The 16,556-nt window shown below is 40.3% G+C and carries 17 protein-coding genes; 8 read left to right on the top strand and 9 right to left on the bottom strand.

Going from position 1 to position 16,556, the window contains the following annotated elements; genetic code table 11:
- Nucleotides 1-269: 269 nt before the first annotated feature.
- Entirely contained in the window at nt 270-1,700 is a 1,431-nt protein-coding gene (locus R5R67_RS11765) for an OmpP1/FadL family transporter (RefSeq protein ID WP_000768263.1), read from the top strand.
- Nucleotides 1,701-1,767: 67 nt separating this feature from the next.
- On the opposite strand, the gene thrH is transcribed toward R5R67_RS11765, so the two are convergent.
- Entirely contained in the window at nt 1,768-2,385 is a 618-nt protein-coding gene (gene thrH / locus R5R67_RS11760) for a bifunctional phosphoserine phosphatase/homoserine phosphotransferase ThrH (RefSeq protein ID WP_000406996.1), read from the bottom strand.
- 184 nt (nt 2,386-2,569) lie between these two features.
- Here thrH and R5R67_RS11755 point away from each other — a divergent pair, with 184 nt between their 5' ends.
- Both R5R67_RS11755 and R5R67_RS11750 read left to right on the top strand, forming a co-directional pair.
- Nucleotides 2,570-3,304 (top strand): phosphoadenylyl-sulfate reductase, encoded by a 735-nt coding sequence (locus tag R5R67_RS11755; RefSeq protein ID WP_000216076.1) that lies wholly within the window; start codon nt 2,570-2,572, stop codon nt 3,302-3,304.
- A gap of 171 nt (nt 3,305-3,475) precedes the next feature.
- The gene (locus tag R5R67_RS11750) at nt 3,476-4,861 is read left to right on the top strand and encodes a WS/DGAT/MGAT family O-acyltransferase (protein WP_001247579.1); all 1,386 of its coding nucleotides are present in this window, start codon (nt 3,476-3,478) and stop codon (nt 4,859-4,861) included.
- A gap of 29 nt (nt 4,862-4,890) precedes the next feature.
- On the opposite strand, the gene R5R67_RS11745 is transcribed toward R5R67_RS11750, so the two are convergent.
- The 6 genes from R5R67_RS11745 to R5R67_RS11720 form a co-directional block, all read right to left on the bottom strand.
- Entirely contained in the window at nt 4,891-5,064 is a 174-nt protein-coding gene (locus R5R67_RS11745; protein WP_001103036.1) for a PA1571 family protein, read from the bottom strand.
- A gap of 139 nt (nt 5,065-5,203) precedes the next feature.
- Nucleotides 5,204-6,658, bottom strand: coding sequence for a ribonuclease G (rng, locus tag R5R67_RS11740; protein ID WP_001288183.1), 1,455 nt, complete (start codon nt 6,656-6,658; stop codon nt 5,204-5,206).
- 113 nt (nt 6,659-6,771) lie between these two features.
- Nucleotides 6,772-7,332 (bottom strand): Maf-like protein, encoded by a 561-nt coding sequence (locus tag R5R67_RS11735; protein ID WP_000940843.1) that lies wholly within the window; start codon nt 7,330-7,332, stop codon nt 6,772-6,774.
- Nucleotides 7,320-7,811 (bottom strand): rod shape-determining protein MreD, encoded by a 492-nt coding sequence (gene mreD, locus R5R67_RS11730; RefSeq protein WP_001121008.1) that lies wholly within the window; start codon nt 7,809-7,811, stop codon nt 7,320-7,322. The genes R5R67_RS11735 and mreD overlap by 13 nt, the downstream gene beginning before the upstream one ends.
- Complete coding sequence (gene mreC, locus R5R67_RS11725; RefSeq protein WP_001182997.1) at nt 7,798-8,655, bottom strand: rod shape-determining protein MreC; 858 nt, start codon at nt 8,653-8,655, stop codon at nt 7,798-7,800. Before mreC ends, mreD begins: the two co-directional genes overlap by 14 nt.
- Nucleotides 8,656-8,671: 16 nt before the next feature.
- Nucleotides 8,672-9,712: a rod shape-determining protein gene (locus R5R67_RS11720; RefSeq protein WP_000601379.1), complete on the bottom strand. Its 1,041-nt coding sequence runs from the start codon at nt 9,710-9,712 to the stop codon at nt 8,672-8,674.
- A gap of 133 nt (nt 9,713-9,845) precedes the next feature.
- On the opposite strand from R5R67_RS11720, the gene gatC reads away from it, so the two are divergent.
- The 4 genes from gatC (at nt 9,846) to R5R67_RS11700 (ending at nt 13,911) form a co-directional block, all read left to right on the top strand.
- Nucleotides 9,846-10,160, top strand: coding sequence for an Asp-tRNA(Asn)/Glu-tRNA(Gln) amidotransferase subunit GatC (gene gatC, locus R5R67_RS11715; protein WP_000107699.1), 315 nt, complete (start codon nt 9,846-9,848; stop codon nt 10,158-10,160).
- Between the two features lie 53 nt (nt 10,161-10,213).
- On the top strand, nt 10,214-11,692 hold the full coding sequence (gene gatA / locus R5R67_RS11710; RefSeq protein ID WP_000130664.1) for an Asp-tRNA(Asn)/Glu-tRNA(Gln) amidotransferase subunit GatA: 1,479 nt from the start codon (nt 10,214-10,216) through the stop codon (nt 11,690-11,692).
- Nucleotides 11,692-13,161, top strand: coding sequence for an Asp-tRNA(Asn)/Glu-tRNA(Gln) amidotransferase subunit GatB (gatB, locus tag R5R67_RS11705; RefSeq protein WP_000796650.1), 1,470 nt, complete (start codon nt 11,692-11,694; stop codon nt 13,159-13,161). Before gatA ends, gatB begins: the two co-directional genes overlap by 1 nt.
- A 171-nt stretch (nt 13,162-13,332) precedes the next feature.
- Nucleotides 13,333-13,911: a DJ-1/PfpI family protein gene (locus tag R5R67_RS11700; protein ID WP_000037730.1), complete on the top strand. Its 579-nt coding sequence runs from the start codon at nt 13,333-13,335 to the stop codon at nt 13,909-13,911.
- Between the two features lie 78 nt (nt 13,912-13,989).
- On the opposite strand, the gene R5R67_RS11695 is transcribed toward R5R67_RS11700, so the two are convergent.
- Entirely contained in the window at nt 13,990-14,508 is a 519-nt protein-coding gene (locus tag R5R67_RS11695) for a hypothetical protein (RefSeq protein WP_000086443.1), read from the bottom strand.
- An 83-nt stretch (nt 14,509-14,591) separates the two neighbouring features.
- Entirely contained in the window at nt 14,592-15,659 is a 1,068-nt protein-coding gene (locus tag R5R67_RS11690; protein WP_000789894.1) for a DUF1176 domain-containing protein, read from the bottom strand.
- 124 nt (nt 15,660-15,783) lie between these two features.
- Here R5R67_RS11690 and R5R67_RS11685 point away from each other — a divergent pair, with 124 nt between their 5' ends.
- The gene (locus R5R67_RS11685) at nt 15,784-16,533 is read left to right on the top strand and encodes a DUF4850 domain-containing protein (protein ID WP_000735826.1); all 750 of its coding nucleotides are present in this window, start codon (nt 15,784-15,786) and stop codon (nt 16,531-16,533) included.
- Nucleotides 16,534-16,556: the final 23 nt, after the last annotated feature.

The following is a 16,556-nucleotide window of genomic DNA, read 5'->3' as shown; positions in this document are numbered from 1 at the left end:
TAAAAAATATAAATATCAATTATTTAAATTAATTAAACAACAAAAATATTCCTTCATATTTCATTCATTATTGCCATTTTTTGTATAAAAAGTGAGTACTCTGCAGTTCATAGAACAGATTTACTCTTAGTGTAATTATGCTATTTTTGTTACATGGAGTTATCAATGCTTTGAAACTTGTAATTCAAAGCACTGAAGGCAACACAGTTTAAACGGTTTAACTCTGTTACTTTTAAAAAAATGTCTTGAAGTTCAAGGAAAGATTAAAAATGAAATTAAAACATCTGAGCACTGCAATGATTTTAGCAACGCTGCCTGCAACTGGGGTTTTTGCAGCAGCTTTAGATCGCTCTGGACAGTCAATGTCTGCGTTCTTCCAACCTGGTAATTACTTTGAAGCAGGTATTTCTGTTCTAGATCCTGATGTAGCTGGTAAAGAAGCTGGATCTAGTGCCACACGTCGTGATATTGGCGATATGGCGAATGACTACTACTTCCCAAGTGCTGCATTAAAATTACAAATTAATGACCAATTTTCTTTCGGTCTACTCTACGATCAACCATTTGGAGCAGATGCAGAATATTCAGGTAATAACGTATTCGTTTCTCAGCCAGGTTCTGATTCTGTTTTATCAGCCACTGCGATTGATGGGATAGTGACTAAAAAAGCAAAAGAAGCTTTAGAAGCTAAAGGTTTGCCTGTTAATGACCAAACTTTAGCTTTAGCAAAAAAGGAAGTGGTAGCAAGTCAGAAGTTCCAAGATTTATCTAAAGCTTTGACAGCTGCTAATGGATATTTAGGGACTGGTGGAACTAAAGTTAAAGTTGATACACAAAACTTATCTTTTGTATTTGGTTATCAACCAACTAAAAACTTTAACTTCTATGCAGGCCCTGTATTACAAACCGTTAAAGGTAATGTAAGTTTACGAGGTCAAGCTTATAGTCTTTATAATGGTTATGATGCAGATATTAAAGAAACTACAGGTGCTGGATGGTTAGCAGGGGCAGCTTATCAGATTCCTGAAATCGCACTTAGAGCATCTTTAACTTATCGTTCTGAAATTGACCATAAAGTGGATATTAATGAAAATCTATCTTTATTGAATTTCCCTGGTCTTACTTCAGTATTGGCTGGTTTAGACGTTCCAGCATCTAAACTTCAAGCAATTAATTCATCTGGTAAAACTACAATCACAACACCACAGTCTGTTAACCTTGATTTTCAAACAGGTATCATGGCTGATACAGTTGCGTTTGCCAATGTACGCTGGGTGAACTGGAAAGATTTCTCAATTCAGCCATATAAATTTGGCAAAGTCTCAGAAGCTGTAGGTGGTCTTGTTGGACGTCCAAATGGCTTCAACCTAGTTGAATATTCTGATGACCAATGGTCTGTAAACGCTGGTGTAGGCCGTAAACTTAATGATAAATGGGCTGGTAATGTCTCTGTAGGTTGGGACTCTGGAGCAGGTAATCCTGTAACAACATTAGGACCAACAGAAGGTTACTGGAACGTAGGTTTAGGTGTTCAATATAGCCCTACTCCTCAAACTTTCATTGCTGGTGGTGTAAAATACTTCTGGTTGGGTGATGCTAAAGCTCAAACAGGTGCGCAAGCAGGTAGTGATCAATATGTTGCAGACTTCTCTGATAACAATGCTATCGCTTACGGTTTAAAACTTGGTTATAAATTCTAAGTTTCAAAAACTAATCTAAATAAAAAAGGCGCTATAAGCGCCTTTTTTATTGTCTATTTTTTCTTGCTTAAGCAGGAATATTGCGCTGTGAAACAGAACGGATTGCTTCTTTTAATGCATCATAACCATTGATTGCAGGAAACTGCGGAAACTCCGCAATAACATTTGCAGGCGCATCAAACAAGAAACCATGGTCGGCTTCACCAAGCATCGTTGTATCATTATATGAATCACCTGCTGCAATCACACGGAAATTCAAACCATGTAGTGCTTTAACCGACTCACGTTTTTGGTCAGGTTGGCGAAGTTTATAAGCGGTAATCATACCATTTTCATCTGTCTCTAATTTATGACAGAAAATTGTTGGCCAGCCTAATTGCTTCATTAAAGGATGAGCAAACTCATAGAAAGTATCCGACAAAATGACCAGCTGGAAATGATTGCTCACCCATTCAACAAACTCTTTTGCACCTGGTAGTGGCCCCATCTCGGCAATAACTTCTTGGATGTCTTTTAAGCCTAAACCGTGTTGTTTTAGGATATTCAGACGCTGAGTCATTAAAACATCATAATCCGGAATATCACGAGTTGTTGCTTCTAGTTCTTTAATCCCTGTTTTTTTTGCGAAATTGATCCAAATTTCAGGAACTAAAACTCCTTCAAGATCTAGGCATACGATTTCCATGAATGCTTCCAACGTTGGTTAAAAATTGCTGTATCATACCATTAAGATTTTCAGTTTTGCGTTGTTATTGATCAAATCAATTTTATTCATAAGGATCGAAATTAAAGTGCTAAGCAATTTATTCACTATCCTTTAGAATATTTTTCATAACTCAATGCGCCCAAGCCTTTTGCCAGGAACACCCATGACCGTTATTCCGACTATTGATATCGTTGATGCTCTCGCGGCTGAATATGCAGCTAAAAGTCCGCGCGAGATTCTAGAACTTGCATTAAGCCAACAAGGTGAAATCGCAATTTCGTTCTCTGGAGCAGAAGATGTAGTCTTAATTGATATGGCTTCACGTTTAGGTAAACCTTTCCGTGTTTTTAGTCTTGATACAGGCCGTCTACACCCTGAAACTTATCAATTTATTGAAACTGTTCGTAAGCACTACAATATTAATATCGAGATTTGCTTCCCTGATGCGGAAGCTGTGCAAAGCATGGTGAATGAAAAAGGCTTATTTAGCTTCTTTAAAGATGGACATCAAGAATGCTGTGGCATACGAAAAGTTCAACCTTTACGTAAGAAACTGGCGACCTTAGATGGCTGGATTACAGGTCAGCGTAAAGATCAAAGCCCTGGTACACGTACGGAAATTCCAGTGGTACAAGCTGATGCAGGCTTCTCTGGTCCGGGTAAGCAACTCATTAAATATAATCCGCTCGCGAACTGGTCTAGCGCCGATGTGTGGAGTTATATCCGCATGATGGAAATTCCATATAACCCTCTACACGAGCGTGGTTTTGTTTCGATTGGTTGTGAGCCATGTACACGTCCAGTACTTCCAAATCAACATGAACGTGAAGGCCGTTGGTGGTGGGAAGAAGCAACACAAAAAGAATGTGGCTTACATGCAGGTAACTTGAAAAAATAGTTCGGTATAAAAAAACCACTGATGAATCAGTGGTTTTTTTTACAGTTATATCTCGTACACAAAGTCATATTTAATCTGTAATAAACGCTATATACTAAATTTACGGTTCTATAATTCTAATAAGAGCTCAGTTAAGGGCTTCTTAGAAAAAAGCATGAGGCACAACGAGTTATGCGTCCATTACACCCTATTGATTTTATTTTTCTATCACTAGAAAAAAGACAACAACCGATGCATGTTGGCGGATTGTTTTTATTTGAAATACCTGAAAATGCCCCTGAAACTTTCGTTCATGATTTAGTAGAAGAAATTCGCCAATCTAAAAGTATTCCTGTCCCACCCTTCAATAATCGTTTAAATGGTCTATTTTGGGATGAAGATGAAGAGTTCGATATCGACCACCATTTTCGCCATATTGCCTTGCCTCATCCTGGCCGAATTCGTGAATTACTGGTTTATATTTCCCAGCAGCACAGCTCTTTAATTGATCGTGCAAAACCACTTTGGACGTGTGACATTATTGAAGGGATCGAAGGCAATCGTTTCGCGATGTACTTTAAGATTCATCATGCCATGGTTGATGGTGTTGCAGGCATGCGCTTAATTGAGAAGTCATTGTCAAAAACGCCGGAAGAAAAACATGTGGTTCCACTTTGGTGTGTAGAAAGTAAAAGAACAAAACGCCTAAAAGTACCAAAACCAAGCACAAGTAAGATCAAAAGTATTTTAGGTGGTATCAAATCACAGCTTGAAGTGACCCCTAAAGTTATGCAGGAATTATCGCAAACCATTTTTAAAGAAATGGGTAAAAATCCTGATTACGTCTCCACCTTTCAAGCTCCGGTTTCAATTTTAAATCAACGTGTAAGTGCTTCACGTCGGTTTGCAGCCCAATCTTTTGAATTAAGCCGTCTTAGAAAAATTTCTAAAGCACTTGGTGTAACGATCAATGACGTCGTACTTGCTGTGTGTTCTGGGGCCTTACGTGAATATCTGATTAGTCACAACAGCCTGCCTAAAAAGCCTCTTATTGCCATGGTTCCTGCTTCCCTACGCACAGATGACTCTGACGTGAGCAATCGTATTACCATGATTTTGGCAAATTTAGGAACTCATAAAGACCAGCCTCTAGAGCGGCTCGAGATCATTCGTCGTAGTATGCAAAATTCAAAGCAACGCTTTAGCCGCATGACCGCGAATGAGATTTTAAACTATAGCGCTGTTGTTTATGGTCCAGCTGGACTTAACATTATGTCTGGGATGCTTCCTAAGCGTCAGGCATTCAATTTAGTGATTTCCAATGTACCTGGCCCACGTGAGCCGCTTTATTGGAATGGTGCGAAATTAGATGCACTCTACCCTGCTTCTATTGTCATGGACGGGCAAGCGCTCAATATTACAATGACGAGCTATCTGGATAAGCTTGAAGTAGGTTTAACAGCATGTCGAAATGCTTTGCCTAAAATGCAAAACCTTTTAACGCATCTTGAAGATGAAATTCAACGGTTCGAAGAAATTATTGAAGAGAAACAGCTGAAACATCATTCAGCGAGTTAGAAAAAATTAAGGGGCTTTAAAATGGCCCCTTATTTTTTAATTGCGCGGCACTGGTTAAGCAACTGATGACATACTGAACGAATCATTGCAGTTGTGATTGGTACTTCTTTACCTTGGTCATTCAACATATAGCAGCTATTGACTGGCGTGCTTTCTAAAACATGTTTAAGACCGTTGCTAATTAAGTTTTCACTTACATTCATGGGTTATACCTCTTATTGTTTGCTAAGACGTTTAATAGGGAGAACGTCTAGGGCTACTGTATGTAAGTAGTATTTAAAATTCATGAATGAAAGTAAAATTTCAGTTGTAACAAGGATTAAGCGATATCTTGTTACAACTTTAACTTAAAATGATATCGTATTGCTCTTGCGTATATAAATTTTCGACCTGAAATTTAATAACTCTGTTGATAAAATGCTCTAAATCCGCCACTGCAGGTGCTTCTGCTGTTAATAATCGGTCAATCACGGATGGATGAGCAACGACAGTAAAGCCACTCGTAGACTCAAATGCACGGGTGTAGCGTAATATCTCTCGAAATATTTCGTAACACACTGTCTCTGCAGTTTTGACAAAACCACGCCCCTGACACGTTGGACACGATTCACATAACAAGTGTTCTAATGATTCACGTGTACGTTTACGTGTCATTTCTACCAGACCAAGTTCAGAAACCTGTGTGATTTTGGTCTTGGCATGATCACGTTCAAGCATTTTTTCAAATTGACGCATCACTTCTTCACGATGAATCGCTTCTTGCATGTCAATAAAATCAATAATGATAATGCCGCCTAGATTTCGTAGTCTAAGCTGACGCGCAATCACCTGAGTCGCTTCCATGTTGGTCTTAAAGACAGTGTCTTCAAGGCTACGGCCACCAACATAAGAGCCTGTATTGACATCTATTGTGGTCATCGCCTCAGTCTGGTCAATCATTAAATAACCGCCAGACTTTAAAGCAACGCGTGTTTGCAGTGCTTTTTGGATATCTTCTTCAACGTTGTAAAGATCAAATAATGGACGCTCACCCGGGTAATGAATCAGGCGACTTTGCATATTCGGAACAAACTCATCTACAAACTCACGCAGTTTTCCATGAATCTCTCTCGAATCGACATAAATCTTCGCGGTTTCTTCACTTGCCAGATCACGGATAATTCGTTGCGGCAGCGGTAGTTCTTCAAAAATTAAGGAAGGTACTGCCACATCAACTTGCTTACGCTGAATATATTCCCATAACTTACTGAGGTAGCACATATCTTGTGCTATTTCGGCTTCATCTACCCCTTCAGCAGCAGTACGAACAATTACGCTACCGGGTAAATTATGCTCCGCCTGAATGCTCTCAATAATATTACGTAGCCGATCACGCTCTTCTTCAGACTCAATGCGCTGAGAAACACCAATATGGTTACCATATGGCATAAGAACTAAATAGCGAGAAGGAATTGAAAGATCTGTGCTCAGGCGAGCGCCTTTAGTACCGAGCATATCCTTCATCACCTGAACGGTAAGAATTTGTCCTGGATGAAGTAGTTCAAACACATTTGGAGTTGGGTGTGAACGTGGCCAAACCATATCATTAATATGCAAAAAGGCCGTTCTGGATAAACCGATATCAACAAAGGCTGCTTGCATACCCGGAAGCACACGTACAACTTTACCTTTGTAGATATTGCCGACAAGTCCACGTTTAACTGTACGTTCAACATACAGCTCATTAACAGTTCCATTTTCGATTAATGCCACCCGACACTCCATAGGTGTGACATTAATAAGTAGTTCTTCTGACATACATAAACTCAAAACATTATAAAATTTTTATTAAAGAGTCAGAGGGACTGTTAATGTAGCTTTGTCCATTGTTCATCGACAATGCAATTCAATCAAGAATTATCAACAACCCCTTATGTCTTCACTCTTTTGAATAACTGTGAAAATTCGTACAAAGGAAGCCCTACCACATTACTATAACTTCCTTGAATTTTGGGAATATATTGTGAAGCAATTCCTTGAATTGCATATGCACCGGCCTTCCCTACAGGTTCTCCTGTGGCCCAGTAATCTTCCATATCTTGCGTAGTTAGAGATGCAAACTCAACTTGGGTCTGCACCACCTGACTTAAGATGTGTTGCTGTGTTGCAATACAAATTCCGGAAAATACATCATGCCAACGACCAGATAATTGTTTCCAGATGTCAAAGGCATGCTGCTTTGAGTCAGGTTTACCAATAATCTGACCATCCAGACCAAGGCTCGTATCTGCTGCAATAATCACTGAATCTGGAAAAATGTTTAATACAGCTTGGGCTTTTTCTCTCGCTAACCGCTCTACATATTGATGAACCAACTCACCTTCATGAACAGATTCATCAATATCAGGGCTATAGATTTCAAAATTTAAGCCCAGTTGTTGCAACAACTCTCTCCGACGCGGAGAACTCGAAGCTAAAACTAAATGCGCCATTTTGCTAAACAATAATAGACAACAGGCCAGGTTAAGATACTTGTCATCAATGGTTGCCAATGTCGAGCAATCGAAAAATGAATGCCCCCCATCGTTTGAGTCACCCACATAAACGCTAAGTGAGCAATAATCACTAATGTAGCAATCGTCCATAAATTACCAAAAGTCAAAATACGGCGTTCGCGTATTAAAAATCGGGTAATAAACGTGACAATAACAAAACTCAGTGCATTTAATCCTAAAGGTGCATCAAGCAATAGATCTGTAAAAATCCCCATACCAAATGCGAACCACACCCCACACCATGTTGGCTGGCACACAACCCAAAACAACATAATCATAAGCATGAACAATGGTCGCCAGCCCGAGATGTCGTAAGATAGTGGATAGATCATGAGGACAGACCCCACGATTATAGAGAGAATAATTCCCCATAATGGATCTTTACGCTTCTCACGTTTCAACTTAGCGATCGGCATATGGTTGCTCCTTCGCTAATGAGTCAGAGAAAAGTACAACAACATGATGACCAGTTGCTAATTGTGCTGCTGGTGTTACATCAATTTCAGCAAACTCACCTGAATTATGGCGACGGATTTTAGCCACCGTACCCACGGCATAACCTGCTGGAAAATGCTCACCTAAGCCTGAACTTAATACTTTATCGCCGACCTGAATATTTGCACTCGTTGGCACATATTCCATTTTCAAACGGCCTAAATCACCAGTACCCGAGACAATTGCACGCATACCTGTACGCTCTAAACGAACAGATAGAGAATGCTCTTTGTCAGAAAGCAGCATCACACGTGAACTATGAGGATATACATTGATAATTTGCCCCATAATCCCTTTATCATCCAGAACCGTTTGACCAACTTTAAGATGATCCATTGCACCACGGTTGATAATGATAATGTGACGAAGCGGATCGGCATCTGTCCCAATCACTTCCGCAATTTCCATACGACCGTCAATAATTAATGGTGTATCGAGTAAACCACGTAAGCGGGTATTTTCAGCAGATAATTCAGACAGCTTCTGCAAGCGGACCTGAGCCTGTAATAGCTCAGCCTGCATTGCAGTGTTTTCACGGCGCAGTTGTGTTTCAGATTTAGTTTGTTGATTCAGCCATTCTCTCGACAGTACCGGATAACTTGCAAGTGCATAAATTGGATTATATGCAGCGTACAAGACATCCCTTGCTGGCTGAATTACATAAGGCATGCGCCAATCAAAGAACAGCACAACCAAACATGTAATGACCGCAATAATGAACGAGCGGAAAGATGGCGGCTGTCTTGAAAAAATATTCGGTTGCACCGCCTAATCCTTAAACTTAACCGACGAAAAGCATGTCATGGTTCGGGTTGTCGAAGAATTCCAATACTTTACCACCACCACGGGTTACACAAGTAAGAGGGTCTTCAGCAACAACAACTGGTAAACCGGTTTCTTGAGCTAATAATTTGTCAAGGTTACGAAGTAACGCTCCACCACCTGTCAACACAATACCGCGCTCAGCAATATCAGAAGAAAGTTCAGGAGGAGTTTGTTCAAGTGCAGATTTCACCGCGCTTACAATACTTTGTAACGGGTCAGAAATTGCTTGAGTAATTTCATCAGAAGTTACGGTAATTGCACGAGGTACACCTTCTGCGAGGTTACGGCCACGTACTTCAATTTCTAATGTCGTACCATCAGAAACAGCCATACCAACTTCTTTTTTAATAATTTCAGCTGTGGTTTCACCAATTACGCAACCGTGAGCTTTACGAACATAATTGATAATTTGCTCATCAAATACATCGCCACCAATACGTAAAGAATCAGCATAGACACAACCTTGCAATGAAATAATTGCAATTTCAGTTGTACCACCGCCAACATCCACAACCATAGAACCACATGCTTGTTCAACTGGCATGCCAGCACCAATTGCAGCAGCCATTGGCTCTTCAATTAGGCGTACATCACGAGCACCCGCATTAAATACGGCTTCGCGAATTGCACGGCGCTCGACCAAAGTTGATTTACATGGTACACATACAACTACACGAGGAGCAGGTGGGAACAAACGTTTTTCGTGAACTTTACCAATAAACTGATTCAACATGGTTTCAGTCACTTCAAAATCTGCAATTACACCGTCTTTCATTGGACGAATTGCAGAAATATTCGCAGGTGTACGGCCTAGCATTTGCTTAGCATCTAGCCCTACAGCAGCAACAATTTTTTGTGAACCACTGTGACGAATTGCCACAACTGTTGGTTCATTTAATATAATGCCGCGGCCTGGTGCATAAATAAGTGTATTTGCTGTACCTAAATCAATGGCTAGATCCGGCGAAAACAAGCCAATTAGTCGTTTTAGAATCACGGTTCGTTCTCAGTTAAACTTTCATGTGGATGCAAGGTGGCAACTTTAAACTAAATGTGATGATTTGAACAAGTCAATCGCTTATTATAACGCACGATATTTTGAAAATTTTTAATACTGATTAGGTGATGTTATGTCTACATCGGATGCACAGCATTCAGCAGATTTAAATGCACAAACAGTTTCAGCAATCGCCAATCTTGCTCGATTGTCGCTCAATGATACGCAATCTGCTGAATATGCTCAAAGTCTAAATAAAATTTTAGGCATGATGGAAACCTTAAAAGGCATTGATACGGAAGGCGTAGAACCTTTAAAGAGTCCTTTTGACAATCCTCAACCTTTACGTGCTGATGTGGTAACTGAAAGCAATCATCGGGACGAATACCAAGCAGTTGCACCTGCAACTCAAGATGGTTTGTATCTTGTTCCTCGCGTGATTGAATAACTTTTAATCAATTAACCCATCTTCCCTATTTTGAATGTAAAGAAATTTTACTCATGACTGATTTACATCGCTTATCAATTCGCGAACTTGCTGAAGGCTTAAGCCAAGCGAAGTTTTCATCTCGCGAATTGACTGAACATTATTTAAAACGTATTGCTAAAATTGACCCGCAAGTTAAGAGCTATGTGACGGTTACTCCAGAACAGGCACTTCGCGAAGCCGATGCTGCCGATGCCGCATTAAAAGCTGGCAATGCAACTGCTTTAACGGGTATTCCTCTTGCCCACAAAGACATCTTTTGTACCAAAGGTATTAAAACCACTGCTGGTTCAAAAATGCTCGATAACTTCATTTCTCCTTACGATGCAACCGTTGTTGAAAAAACTAGAGCAGCTGGTCTGGTTACTTTAGGTAAAGTGAACATGGATGAGTTTGCGATGGGCTCAACTTCTGAGAGTTCATATGTCGGTGCAACGAGCAACCCTTGGGCACTTGACCATGTTCCTGGCGGTTCATCTGGTGGTTCTGCTGCAGCTGTAGCAGCTGATTTAGCACCATTTGCTACAGGTACCGATACAGGTGGCTCAATTCGCCAACCTGCTTCTTTCTGTGGTTTAACAGGCTTAAAACCAACTTATGGTCGTGTATCTCGTTTCGGGATCATTGCTTACGCATCATCATTAGACCAAGCAGGTCCAATGGCACGCTCTGCTGAAGACTGTGCTTACCTAATGAATGTAATTGCAGGTCACGATGCTAAAGACTCAACTTCGGTTAAAAAAGAAGTCGATGATTACGTTGCAAACCTAAATAACACATCTGTAAAAGGCTTACGCATTGGTATTCCTAAACAATACTTTAACGTTGCAGGTTTAGATGCGGACGTAAAAGCACGTGTTGAAGAGTCTTTGAAAAAGCTTGAAGAAATGGGCGCAACGCTTGTTGAGATCGACCTAAACATGACTGAAGCGTATGTACCAACGTATTACCTCATCGCGCCAGCGGAAGCATCTTCTAACTTGTCACGTTATGACGGTGTTCGCTACGGTTACCGCTGTGAAAACCCAGCTGACTTGATGGATCTTTACAAACGTTCACGTTCAGAAGGTTTCGGTCCGGAAGTTCAACGCCGTATTTTAATTGGTACATACGCGCTTTCTGCGGGTTATTACGATGCTTACTATGTAAAAGCACAAAAAGTACGTCGTTTAATTCAACAAGACTTCTTAAAAGCTTTTGAAAATGTAGATGTAATTGCAGCACCTGCTGCACCAACAACTGCCTACAAAATCGGTGCATCTTTAGACCCTGTTGAAATGTACTTAGGCGATATCTATACCATCGCAGTGAACTTAGCAGGCTTACCAGCGATTAATGCTCCTGTTGGTTTTGATAAAGACAACTTACCAGTAGGTTTACAGTTAATCGGTAATTACTGGTCAGAATCACAATTGTTGTCGATTGTTCACCAATACCAACAAAACACTGACTGGCACACCAAACGTGCGGCAATTGCTGAGGAGAATGCATAATGGCTGAAGCTCAAAAGTTGAAATTGATTGACGGTTGGGAAGTCGTTATTGGTATTGAGATTCACACTCAGCTTGCAACCAATTCTAAAATTTTCTCAGGTTCATCAACTGAATTTGGACAAGACCCAAATACACAAGCGAGCCTTGTAGACTTGGCGATGCCGGGTGTATTGCCGGTTTTAAATGAAAAAGTGGTTGAACTCGCAATTCGTTTTGGTTTAGGGATTGATGCTTACATCGACCAAGCTTCAGTATTTGCACGTAAAAACTACTTCTATCCTGACTCTCCAAAAGGCTACCAAATTAGCCAAATGGACAATCCGATTGTGGGCTTGGGCCATATCGACATTCAACTTGAAGATGGTACGACTAAACGCATTGGCGTAACTCGTGCTCACCTTGAAGAAGATGCAGGCAAGTCTGTGCACGATCAATTTGAAGGTATGTCTGGCATTGACTTAAACCGTGCTGGTACGCCTTTGCTTGAAATCGTTTCTGAACCGGACATGCGTTCGGTTGAAGAAGCAGTTGCCTACATCAAAGCAATTCACACACTAGTACGTTGGTTAGGTATTTCTGACGGTAACATGGCTGAAGGTTCATTCCGTGCGGACTGTAACGTGTCTTTACGTCGTCCGGGACAGCCATTCGGTACACGCTGTGAACTTAAAAACCTCAACTCATTCCGTTTCATTGAGCAAGCGATCAATGTTGAAATTGAACGCCAAATGGAAATTTTGGAATGGGGCGGCGAAATTGACCAAGAAACTCGTTTGTTCGATCCAAATAAAATGGAAACACGTTCTATGCGTTCTAAAGAAGAAGCGAATGACTACCGCTACTTCCCTGATCCAGACTTGTTACCAGTAATTATTCCAGATGAGCAAATTGAGGCCATCAAAGCAACTATGCCTGAGTTGCCAGCAGCACGCCGTGCACGCTTTATTGCAGACTTTGGCGTAACTGAATACGACGCACACGTACTTACGCTCTCACGCGAAATGGCGGACTTCTATGAAGCTGTTGTTGCTGCGGCTGGTGGTGCGAAGCAAGGTAAAATTGCTGCAAACTGGGTAATGGGTGAATTCTCTGGTGCTTTAAATAAAGCGGGCTTAGAGTTAACAGACTCACCTGTTTCTGCTGAACAGCTTGGCGGCATGATTGCACGTATTGTTGACAACACCATTAGCGGTAAAATTGCTAAACAAGTCTTTGGCTTTATGTGGGAATCGGAAGGTAAATCTGCCGATGACATTATTGCGGAAAAAGGCTTAAAGCAAGAAACCGACACTGGCGCAATTGAAGCGATCATTAAAGAAGTACTTGCAGCCAATGAAAAAATGGTTGAAGAGTACAAGTCTGGTAAAGAAAAAGCCTTTAACGGCCTTGTTGGTCAAGTCATGAAAGCCTCTAAGGGTAAAGCTAACCCTGCACAAGTAAATGAATTAATGAAAAAATTGATTGGTTAATTCCATTAGCTAACTCAACAAAAAAGCCTCGATTTATCGGGGCTTTTTTATATGACCTACAAGATACACTTCGACTAAAGAATATTCTTTTTTCTAAAAAATCACATAACGGCTGTGCTAATTTAAATTAAAAATAGAAATCACTTATATTTTAAAAAAGAGGAATAAAATATGTCTAAAAAGATTTTAATGTTGGTCGGTGACTATGCAGAAGATTATGAAACTATGGTTCCATTTCAGTTCTTAACTGGTTTAGGTTATACCGTGCATGCGGTTTGCCCGAATAAAAAGAATGGTGACCATATTGCAACAGCTATTCATGATTTTGAAGGTGAGCAAACTTATAGCGAAAAACGTGGCCACAACTTCGCGATTAACTATGATTTCGATGCCGTTAATACCGAAGACTATGTAGGTTTAGTCATCCCAGGTGGCCGTGCGCCAGAGTATTTACGCATGAATGAACGTGTTATCGAAATTGTACGTGAATTTGATAGAGTAAAAAAACCAATTGCAGCCGTATGCCACGGTGCTCAGTTACTCGCTGCGGCAGATGTGTTGAAAGACCGCCTCTGCTCGGCTTATCCAGCATGTGCAGCCGAAGTAAAATTAGCAGGTGGGCAATATGCAGACATTGCTGTAACTGATGCCGTTACCGATGGGCATTTGGTGACTGCTCCAGCTTGGCCTGCACATCCAGCTTGGTTAGCACAATTTGTGAAAGTTTTAGGCGCTAAGATTAGTATCTAAATAAGATTCTTCATCCCAAATACAATAAAGCCTGCATTTAGATAGCAGGCCTTATTACTAAAATAGGAAACTAGATTTTTATCTTGTAATTCCTAATTTATTCCAAATTTCTGGTGTCAAAAACGTTGTCACCAATTTATTTAAATCGATATAGCGTAATGTGCCCTGCAACTGCTGTTTAACGGCTGGGTCTTTAACAATATCTTCACCCGCACTTTGGCCTAACTGCTGGAAAGCCTCCCCAACTGCCTTCACACCTTCAGCCTGAATTACAGCTTTGGTCTGAGCAGAACATTGTTCTACAATTATCCGCTGTAAAACCTGAGCCAGTTTTTGATCTAACTGGTCTTTTTGCTCAGGCGTTACATTACTAAATGCTTTTAAATCTGGATGAGCCGCTAAAGCTGTAAATGTCCATTGGAGCACCGTAGTTTTATCTGAAGCTGTTGTTGCTTTAACTAAACAATCACTGAGCTGATCAACTGTTGGACCAGCCATCGCAATTTGTGTTGCGCCCAGTACAGTCGCCGCCACACATATTGAACGGCTCAGATGTGAAAACTTACGGCGAGCAATAGCATAAAGATGACGTGACATAAGTCTAGCTCCAATAAACAATCTGTTCTTTTTATCACAGAGTCACTAAAGTTACCTGTTATGACTCTGTAACCACAAAGTAGTCATTTCACCACAGACTCTATTCGATCAAGCTCCCACACTCCACCTGCTGCCAAGCCTTTACACATACCCGTCCACATATCCTTAGTATGCACAAAACTCTTGCCGTCCCATACCCATTCTTCACTTGCCCAGCAATCTCCAATGCCTCGTCCCTTTTGAGCACTACTAATAATACCGCTATCAAAATCTGAGGCGGACTCAGTTACAAACGCGGCCTTACCGTTTAAAGACTCATCGAGCACCCATGCCCCATACCCTTCGTTATAAGCCCCTCTCCAACATAATGTAGTCGCCAGAACTTTCTTATTGGTTAGTTTATATAGCTCAATTTTCTGTGGTTCGGCTCCATCACTGTTACCACCATAAATACCTTCACAAAAGCCGTCTTCTTTCGGATTCGGTTTAGCAGCCATCAAACTACGGTGTAGTGCTTGGTACTGTTTATTTTTAGGCTGTAAAGTTAAATAAGGTTTGGTTGAAGTCTTGATACGCTTCGCAACTAGTTTTGGTTCAGGCATAAGCACTTGATTTTCATTGACACTGCCCTTTTTGACCAAAGCACCAATAGTCCCTATACGCTTCTGAAAATCATCCATCTTTAATAATACGGCAGTCATTCCAGCATCGGAAATTTTCCATTTATGCTGCGCATTTTTAAATACAATTTCAGTCTTCTGTTTCGACTGCTGTAGTAGAGCATTGACTTGCCAGCTGTTTAGCTTACCCATAATTGGCAGCTCAGTACCGTCCACACCCACCGCACCTAAATCTTTGCCATTGATATAAAAATGGATATTTTTAAGCTGGTTTGCAGGTAGGCTTTGTTCATAGTCAGACAAAGCAAACTCAATCTGCACAGGTTGTTTTGGGCCTGCTTTACGTGTTAATAAAATTGAAGCGGGATTATCACCATTTTCTTCATTTTGATATCCTGCGGCCTTACAGGTGCCCGTATTACTGCAAGAGATTTCCCACTCTTGATGAGAAAATGAAATACCTTTTATATCTTGAGCAAGACTATAAGAACTTATTACTGCCAAACAACAAATTGAAAGTATATTTTTCATTTTTTCATGTCTCTACACGTCTGTTTTATTATGAAGTTAACAACGGTGTTAAATTTTGAGTTACCGTCTAGTTTAAAAGAATATGTTAGATTTATATAAGATTTAAATTGATTACTTTCTAAAAATGAAAAAACTAAATTTTTTATTATGGGCAACATTAGTCAGCCTAAATTCAACTGCTTATGCAGAAGTAAAAAGCTTTACTCCTCATTTCCCCAAATTTTATAACTCTGCTGCAACCCGCAAAGCAGACAATCAATTCTATGCTCTTGGAGAGGCAAAATTTTTAAACGGCGTTGTAGTCCCTTTTTATGGCGTTACGGCACAAAACCCAATAGAAGATGGTTTACTTAAAAATTTTGAAAAATGTACGCTTAAAAGCTGTAGTTTTAATTTTAAACTTGATGCTCAACATGCCAAGCAATTAAAGCTTCTTGCATTACCTGAAGTAGGTGTAGTACTTGTTCCACGTAACTGGCAAGATATTCAAGCAAATGCAGGCGCAAATGGAACTGGTTTTGCTCTAATCATGAGTCCAGATCAAAAGCAAGCGATAAAGCTTTATGACTCTTCATTTTGCGTTGGATGTGGATTACCCAATGCAACGCTTTATTTTCCTGAACTATTAAAAGAAAGTCTTGAAAATGAATATGGTGGTTTTAAAGACCCTAAAAACCTTATCAATATTGTTCATCCCTCTAAAAAAGTCGCTTTTTTTAGCTACCAAATTCCTCAAGTGAACAATAAAACCCATGGTATTGCCAAGTATGATGATGAAGACACTTTTAACTATAAAGAGATTCAAGTCACCTTAGATAAGTCGCAGCAGTTTCTAGTTGGCCCTATCCTTAATTTTTATAACGCAACCCATTAAATCAATAACCATAAAAAACCCGC

The sequence above is a fragment of the Acinetobacter sp. OYA S30 genome (assembly GCF_033599315.1).
GTDB classification, from domain to species: domain Bacteria; phylum Pseudomonadota; class Gammaproteobacteria; order Pseudomonadales; family Moraxellaceae; genus Acinetobacter; species Acinetobacter baumannii.
The sequence above is the reverse complement of the archived record's forward strand: the minus strand, read 5'-3'. Positions and strand labels throughout refer to the sequence as shown.

Coding starts and splice junctions, on each gene's coding strand:
- R5R67_RS11765 (WP_000768263.1), top strand. CDS start 270: ATGAAATTAAAACATCTGAGCACTGCAATGATTTTAGCAACGCTGCCT.
- gatB (WP_000796650.1), top strand. CDS start 11,692: ATGGCTGAAGCTCAAAAGTTGAAATTGATTGACGGTTGGGAAGTCGTT.
- mreD (WP_001121008.1), bottom strand. CDS start 7,811: ATGCCGATCGCTAAGTTGAAACGTGAGAAGCGTAAAGATCCATTATGG.
- R5R67_RS11700 (WP_000037730.1), top strand. CDS start 13,333: ATGTCTAAAAAGATTTTAATGTTGGTCGGTGACTATGCAGAAGATTAT.
- gatA (WP_000130664.1), top strand. CDS start 10,214: ATGACTGATTTACATCGCTTATCAATTCGCGAACTTGCTGAAGGCTTA.
- R5R67_RS11690 (WP_000789894.1), bottom strand. CDS start 15,659: ATGAAAAATATACTTTCAATTTGTTGTTTGGCAGTAATAAGTTCTTAT.
- rng (WP_001288183.1), bottom strand. CDS start 6,658: ATGTCAGAAGAACTACTTATTAATGTCACACCTATGGAGTGTCGGGTG.
- R5R67_RS11735 (WP_000940843.1), bottom strand. CDS start 7,332: ATGGCGCATTTAGTTTTAGCTTCGAGTTCTCCGCGTCGGAGAGAGTTG.
- R5R67_RS11695 (WP_000086443.1), bottom strand. CDS start 14,508: ATGTCACGTCATCTTTATGCTATTGCTCGCCGTAAGTTTTCACATCTG.
- R5R67_RS11685 (WP_000735826.1), top strand. CDS start 15,784: ATGAAAAAACTAAATTTTTTATTATGGGCAACATTAGTCAGCCTAAAT.
- R5R67_RS11745 (WP_001103036.1), bottom strand. CDS start 5,064: ATGAATGTAAGTGAAAACTTAATTAGCAACGGTCTTAAACATGTTTTA.
- gatC (WP_000107699.1), top strand. CDS start 9,846: ATGTCTACATCGGATGCACAGCATTCAGCAGATTTAAATGCACAAACA.
- thrH (WP_000406996.1), bottom strand. CDS start 2,385: ATGGAAATCGTATGCCTAGATCTTGAAGGAGTTTTAGTTCCTGAAATT.
- R5R67_RS11755 (WP_000216076.1), top strand. CDS start 2,570: ATGACCGTTATTCCGACTATTGATATCGTTGATGCTCTCGCGGCTGAA.
- R5R67_RS11750 (WP_001247579.1), top strand. CDS start 3,476: ATGCGTCCATTACACCCTATTGATTTTATTTTTCTATCACTAGAAAAA.